The sequence below is a fragment of the Streptomyces capoamus genome (assembly GCF_014654935.1).
Lineage (GTDB): Bacteria > Actinomycetota > Actinomycetes > Streptomycetales > Streptomycetaceae > Streptomyces > Streptomyces capoamus.
Genome location: NZ_BNBF01000004.1, coordinates 223,273 through 229,746, shown reverse-complemented (window position 1 = coordinate 229,746; position 6,474 = coordinate 223,273). Strand labels below are relative to the sequence as shown.

7 protein-coding genes are annotated in these 6,474 nt (G+C 69.7%); 4 read left to right on the top strand and 3 right to left on the bottom strand.

Translation table 11 applies throughout. The annotated features are described in order from the left end of the window. Together IE312_RS09135 and IE312_RS09130 are read left to right on the top strand one after the other, a co-directional pair. Positions 1–782 (top strand): RNA polymerase sigma factor SigF (locus IE312_RS09135; protein ID WP_189980138.1); only part of this gene is annotated, 782 nt, incomplete at its 5' end. 621 nt (positions 783–1,403) lie between these two features. Then, positions 1,404–1,670 (top strand): hypothetical protein, encoded by a 267-nt coding sequence (locus tag IE312_RS09130; RefSeq protein WP_189980136.1) that lies wholly within the window; start codon positions 1,404–1,406, stop codon positions 1,668–1,670. A gap of 97 nt (positions 1,671–1,767) precedes the next feature. Here the strand turns inward: IE312_RS09130 and IE312_RS09125 are convergent, their stop codons facing one another. Both IE312_RS09125 and IE312_RS09120 read right to left on the bottom strand, forming a co-directional pair. After that, positions 1,768–2,631, bottom strand: coding sequence for an IS5 family transposase (locus IE312_RS09125; RefSeq protein WP_229899388.1), 864 nt, complete (start codon positions 2,629–2,631; stop codon positions 1,768–1,770). A 207-nt stretch (positions 2,632–2,838) separates the two neighbouring features. Then, positions 2,839–3,318, bottom strand: coding sequence for an ATP-binding protein (locus IE312_RS09120; protein WP_189980343.1), 480 nt, complete (start codon positions 3,316–3,318; stop codon positions 2,839–2,841). 165 nt (positions 3,319–3,483) lie between these two features. Between IE312_RS09120 and IE312_RS43980 the strand changes: the two genes are divergently transcribed. Next, complete coding sequence (locus tag IE312_RS43980; RefSeq protein WP_189980134.1) at positions 3,484–4,497, top strand: STAS domain-containing protein; 1,014 nt, start codon at positions 3,484–3,486, stop codon at positions 4,495–4,497. Positions 4,498–4,537: 40 nt separating this feature from the next. Further along, a complete protein-coding gene (locus IE312_RS09110) occupies positions 4,538–5,329 on the top strand; it encodes a helix-turn-helix domain-containing protein (RefSeq protein ID WP_306419723.1) in 792 nt (263 codons plus the stop codon). A gap of 196 nt (positions 5,330–5,525) precedes the next feature. On the opposite strand, the gene IE312_RS09105 is transcribed toward IE312_RS09110, so the two are convergent. Next, on the bottom strand, positions 5,526–5,912 hold the full coding sequence (locus IE312_RS09105; RefSeq protein WP_189980130.1) for a hypothetical protein: 387 nt from the start codon (positions 5,910–5,912) through the stop codon (positions 5,526–5,528). Positions 5,913–6,474 lie beyond the last annotated feature (562 nt).

Genomic DNA, 6,474 nt, shown 5'->3' with positions numbered 1-6,474 from the left:
CCTCCAGGGTCGCCCCGAAGGACGCCCGGGCGTTGACGAAGCTGTTCTTCGACCAGCTGGTTGTGCTGGAGGAGGGCACGCCCGAGTACCAGTACGCTCGGAATACGCTGATCGAGATGAACATGTCCCTGGTCCGCTTTGCGGCCGGCCGGTTCCGCAGCCGCGGGCCGCAGGAGATGCAGGACATCGTGCAGGTCGGCATGATCGGCTTGATCAAGGCGATCGACCGGTTCGACCTCATGCGCGAGGTGGAGTTCACCTCCTTCGCCATCCCCTACATCGTCGGCGAGATCAAGCGGTTCTTCCGCGACACCTCCTGGGCTGTCCATGTTCCGCGCCGGCTGCAGGAAGCCCGGGTCCATCTGGCCCGCGCCACCGAGGAACTCCGCAGCCGGCTTGGCCGGACGCCGACTGCCAAGGAACTGTCGGAGCTGATGCGCCTGCCCGAAGAGGAGGTCATGGAAGCCCGGCTCGCCTCCAACGGCTACAACTCCACCTCCCTGGACGCCGCGCTCGGTACCAGCGACGACGGCGAGAGCGCGCTCGCGGACTTCATCGGCACCGATGATGCGGCACTGGAGCTGGTGGAAGACTTCCACGCCCTGGCCCCTATGATCGCCGAACTCCCTGAACGGGACCGTCAGATCATCCATATGCGGTTCGTCGAGGAACTCACCCAGGGCCAGATCGGCAAACGTCTCGGCGTGTCCCAGATGCACGTCTCCCGACTGCTCTCCCGCACTGTCGCCCGACTACGCGAAGGCATGCTCACCACTCGCTAACCCACATCCCGGAACCCGGCTGTGGTGACACATCGCATACCGAGACTGGGCCGGGCAGTGGCAGAGCTCTCCAGATCTCGGCGTGGGAGGGACACGACGTGACGCCGCCGCACGATGCTCCCGGCAGGTTCGCCGTCGTTCTCGCTGCTGCGGCGCCCACGAGTGATCTCGCCGGCGGCTGTCAGACGGCGCAGCGCGTCGGCGGGCCAGGCCCGCGGTGTAGGAGTTCTGAATCAGGTGCGCGGCGGAGTACAGGCCCAGCGGGGCGTCGTCGGAGGCCAGGCTGCTGGCCGGTGCGGGTGGGGGCAGCTGCCGGTAGGCGTGCTCACCGCGGGCCTGCTCGATCGCGTGGAACAGCGGCAGAAGGTAGGCGCCCTGGAAGGCCTGCGTGCTCACGCCCGGCAACGGTAGAACGCAAGGGCCGCGCGCGGTAACCGTCTCCATGCCCCCGGTCCCGGCGCGCCGGGGGGTGAGCTGGGCCGGTGCCAGCCGCCGTCGTCCCGCAGGGCGCGCTTTTGGGCCAGTACTCGCAGGTAGCGGTACGGGAGGCCGGCTGACGGGGGGATGATCGCGGTTGTGTTACGCGACGACATGCCCACTTGTGTGCGGTGGGAGATCCTTATGCACGAACGGTTCAGCGGCGTGTGGATCTGTAAAGACCTGGGCCGAGCTACCACGGGTGCGGACCCCGCCGAGCTGGGCCGGGCCGTCCTGGCCGCCTACCTCGCCGGCCGGGACAGCCGGGGCGAAACGTTGCGCGTCGTCGTCCGCACCGACCACGGCAACCACATCGTCATTACGGCCGACCAACTCACCGACCCCGGCTGGGAAGCAGACCCGGACGTGTGCCAGGCGCTGCCCGCCTACCTCCGCAACGCCCTCGCCTGACACCGGGCTGGTGGGGCGGCACCGGACCGTGGCTGGCGCCACGTCACCTTCATCGACTCTAGCGGCATCGACATCTTCTTCGTCGCGCCCTGCGCCCTCAGCGAGGCCGGCGCGACCTGGTCATCCATGCGGTCACCCGCGCCAGGTGGCTGTGGTCTGGCCGGTGAGGCGGCGCGCTATCACGTCGATCACGGCCCAGCGCACCCTGGACTTTGAGGACTTGCCTGCTCTCGTAGTCCCTCACGAGCCGCCGAAACAGCATGAGGATGCCGAGCGTCTGTTCCACGATCCAACTCTTGGCCTGCGGGACGAAGCCGACGCCCTTGTCGGTTTGGTTGCGCTCGACGATCTCGACGTCGATGCCGACCGTGGTGCCGTGCTCGACGACGGTCTTCTCGAAGCCCTGGTCCACCAGAGCCTTCTTGATGGTGCCGATGGGGGCGACCTGGCCAAGCAGCGCGATGTCGAACGCGTTGTCGTGGGCGCTGGCGGCCAGCACGGTGACGGCGATGACCAGGCCGAGGACGTCCACCGCCAGCCCGCGTTGCGTCCGGGCACCTTCTTGGCCGCGTCCTTCCCGGTCGAGGTGGCGGGCACGTTCACCGCCGTGTGGCCGCTCTGCGTCTCGATCACGACCAGGCTCGGATCCTCCGACCCGCCCGGCCTTCTCGCGGACCTGCCAGCGCAGCAGGTCGTTGATCTCATCCGTGCCGTCGTCACGCCAGGCCGCGAAGTAGTAGTAGTACACGGCCGACTTCGGCGGCAGGTCGTGCGGGAGGTAGTCCCACTGGCAGCCGGTCCGACCCTGGTACAGGATCGCGTTCACGATCTCTCGCATTTCGTAACGGCCCTGATGTCCCGTCGGGGATGGGTGGTCGGCCTTCCATGCCGTGATCACCGGCTCGATCAGCGTCCACCGCTCATCGGACAGGTCGCTCTTGTAGGGCTTGCGGTCACTCACCCAGACAGCCCAACAGAACCAAGGAGCCCGACCGGCCCAAACCGCCCAAACCGACGCGATGAGGCGACCACAAAACCGTCATACCGGTTCAGAATGTCCTATCAGTAGAGCAGAGCGAGGGTGTCAAGGCGTTGCGGCACAGCCCGCTACCGGTCTTGCCGCCCTGGCCCGCCACGCACCCCGCTTGAAGAGGATCCGTGGGCCGCGTTACAGGGGCTGGCGCCCGTGCGGGGCGCCGTCGGGGTCGTCGGCCAGGGCGAGACGGGATGTGATGCGTTTGCCGACCGGTTCGCGCTGCGCTGCGAAGGCCTGGGAGACGGCCATCACGATCTCCAGGCCGTGCTGTCCGACCCGGCCGGCGTCCGCGGCCCGGGCGATCGGAAGGACTGGGTCGGAGTCCCACACGGCGACCTCCACCACGCCCCCGGTGACCTGTAGGTCCAGCAGTACCGGTCCGGGGGCGTACTTGCGGGCGTTGGTGACCAGTTCGCTGACCACCAGCTGGGTGAGGTCGAGGGCACGTTGGGAGACCGGAATGCCGTGCTCGGCTTGGACGCGGGTGAGGAAACCGGCGGCGATGTGGCGGGCGCGGGCGATGTCCTCACCGTCGCCGACCAGAGCAGCGCTGGCCTGAAGGACCGGCCTGCCCGGCGCTGCGCCGCCTGCCGACGCCGGGTCTGGTTCCATCACGATGGCCATTCGCTCTCCGTTTCGCAAAGTCTCCGCCCGGCTACCCGCGCAGCTGCGGATGACGCCATGTCTTTGGTTTCGGATCGGCCACAGCTCACAGCCGCTCGTGCCCTGCCGGGGCGGCACTGTGCGCGAGGCACCGAGTGTGCCAGGATCACCGGCATGTCTGAGGCAGAGCTGACCGACACTGAACAGGCTGGGCCGACCGTTCAGCTGTCGGTCGTGACCACCGCCACCGACGGCATCCGCGTGCTGACCCTGGTCGGCGAGATCGACCATCACACGGGCGACACCCTCCGCCACGCCCTGGACGCCTCCGACACTTCCCGCCCCCGCATCGTGGTCGACATGCGCCAGGTCACCTTCATGGACTCCAGCGGCATCAATATCCTCCTCGTCGCCCACCGCGCCCTGAGCGAGGCCGGCGGCTGGCTACGCCTGGCCGCTATCGGCGATTCCGTGATGCGCACCATCAGCCTCGTCGGGGTCGCCGCCGCATGGCCCCTGCCGGTGCCGGGCCGCCCACCCGCTGCCCCAGCGGGCGATGAGCGCACCGCGGCCGGGGCCGGTGAGGCGTCGGCCGTGCCGGCGGCGCCTCCCTTCAGCGGCATGACCCGATTGACCTTCACAGCGGCCGTCGCCGCCGTCCTGTCCAGCGCCGTGGCCGTCCCGCAGGCCTCGGCCGGCACACCCGAGCAGCCCCCGACCGTGTCGGTGCAGGCGGACTTCAACAGCTGTGGCTACGAGGTCACCGACGCCATACGGCTGAGGACCGGACTCGGCACCCGCTACACCGCCCTCGGCCTGCTCCACCGCGGCGTCGCGGTCTATGCCTCCCAGGCCCGGGGCGGCTGGTACCGGGTCCGCCTGGCCTACGACTCCGGCAGCGCGTCCGGCACCCGTAAGTCGTCAGGACTGCGCGAGGGCACCACGGGGTGGGTGGTCAAGCGAGCGCTACGGGGCGAGCGTCTGCACGCAGATCGACTGACGGAGTGCTCGAGAGAACACGGGGCTCTCAGGAGTCGGCGAGTGGTGGCGCCACCACGTCACCGCGGCACGGAGACGTCGGGGCAGTCCGGTACCAACCGCTCCACCAGATCCGTCATGCACGGCTCAACGAGCGATCACGCCATCAGACACGGTGTCCCAACGGAGTTGAAGATACGGGACGCATGATGCGACCACCTTTCACCAAAAGCACGCGAACCATCGAGATATCTCCCGTCGGGCCCGCCTCACCCCCGCCGACGTAGGGCTGGATGCGGGCGGGCGGCGCAGGACGCCAGGGTTGCGCCGCGAGGAGGTGGCGGCGAGGGCGGGCATCTCGCCCGACTACTACACGCGGCTGGAGCAAGGCCGCCCCCGCGTCCCGACCCCGGGGGTGCTGGACGCCCTCGCGCACGCCCTGCTGCTCGGCGATGCCGAGCGCGCGTACCTGCACACGATCGCTGTCCCCCGTCGGCCCCGCCTGGCCGGGGCACCCGAACCCCTCACCCCGGCTGCCCGGGCGATGCTCGACGCGCTCACCGGTACGCCCGCCTTCGTCATTGGCCCACGGTTCGACCTGCTGGCCTGGAACCGGCTGGGTAGCGCGCTCATGGCGGGCCTGGCCGAACGCCCACCGCACCAGCGCAACCTGCTGTGGCAGGTCTTCTGCTGCCCACACGGCGCCGCCACACCGGCCAACCGCGAGCCCGACGACTCGATCGGCGCGCAGCTGGTGGCGGCCCTGCGCGCCGAGCACGCCGGACGGCCCGCGGACCCCGGCCTGGGACGCCTGGTGGCCCGGCTGTCGGCGGCGAGCCCGGACTTCGCCGCGCTGTGGGACATGCATCGCGCGGGCGGGCCGGGCGAGGGCGAGCTGCGTGTGGCACACCCCCTCCTCGCCACGGACACGCTCCCCTTCACCCTGCTGACGCTCCCGACACCGGGCCACCGGCTTTTCGTCTGCCTGCCACCGCCGGGCACCCCCGCCCCCTTCGACGCGCTGGCCGCATCGGCAACCTGACCACCACCCACGAAGTGGGCCAGGCCGAGGGCGGCACTTTACTGGTTCGTGCGTCACGTACGACGCCGCCGGTACCGGGCGTATGCCAGCCAGGCGGCCGCCGCGAACCGGGTGCCCGTGCCCGGCTGGTCGAAGACGCGCCGCGAGGCCCGCCCCATTCAGGAGGCGAGCCTCGTTCACGCGCTCGGGAGACGGCTCAGCACTGACGCAGGCCCGGAGCCGGGTCGACAGACGTGTACACGTCCACGGCCGGTACGTTGCCCCACTGCCCGTTGTCGAGCTTCGTCCAGTACCAGATGTTGTTGCCGCCGCCATGGGGGTCACCGGGACCCCAGCACGCGAACCAGCTGAACGACGAGTTCAACGGCCCTCGCACAGCCGAGCCGTACGAGCGGTGCTCATAGCCCTTGGCACCCACGCGGTTGCCGCACCACAACTTGCCGTCGGAGCGGACCCCGCACTCGGCCGCGGCCTGGCGGGCGGGACCGGTGGGCTTCGCCGATGCCGGCCCAGCGGCGGTGAGCAGCCCTGTGGCCAACGCGACGGTGGCCAGGGCGACGGAAAGCTTCCTGCGTTCGATCATGAGTCCTCCTCAAAAGCACTGCCTGGAACGACCGAAGGAAAGCCGGCGGAGAGAGAGCCTGTAGGTCCACCACTGGTGCGTGTGGGCCCACCACTGCTGTGCGCCCGTGCCGTCCAGAGCACAGCTGTGCGGCACGGGCGCTGCGCCGACCCCGGTTCACGAACACCGCTCGTCTCCCGGGACCTCCGACGCAGCCGCCGACTCTTCGAGACTGAGCCGTGCCACCGTCGGCTGTCGAGGACCCTCCTGTTGCCCACTCCAGTAGGAACCGGGAAACCTTCAGGGAAACCGCTGGACCTGCTGCTCGACGCGACGAGCTCTCCTCCCGTCGGTCGACCAGCCGGCCGAGCTGTTCCCCTCACCTCAGAGGAACGGAAGGCGTACCTGCCCGACCCCTCGCTTCCTGCCACACGCCGTCCTGGCTGAGTGAGGCAGCAGGCGAGTTTGAGGAACGCTTGGGGGGTCGGCGGAGACGACGACCAGGGCGCGGTCCAGCGCGTGCAGCTGCGCCTCGGGCCCGCGCCAGGGGGGCACGGGCAGGCATACGGGTACGGTGCCGGTA

What these genes read in the sequence shown, in the direction of transcription:
- IE312_RS09120 (WP_189980343.1), bottom strand. Translation starts at nt 3,318, where the DNA reads ATGGAACCAGACCCGGCGTCGGCAGGCGGCGCAGCGCCGGGCAGGCCG.
- IE312_RS09105 (WP_189980130.1), bottom strand. Translation starts at nt 5,912, where the DNA reads ATGATCGAACGCAGGAAGCTTTCCGTCGCCCTGGCCACCGTCGCGTTG.
- IE312_RS09130 (WP_189980136.1), top strand. Translation starts at nt 1,404, where the DNA reads ATGCACGAACGGTTCAGCGGCGTGTGGATCTGTAAAGACCTGGGCCGA.
- IE312_RS43980 (WP_189980134.1), top strand. Translation starts at nt 3,484, where the DNA reads ATGTCTGAGGCAGAGCTGACCGACACTGAACAGGCTGGGCCGACCGTT.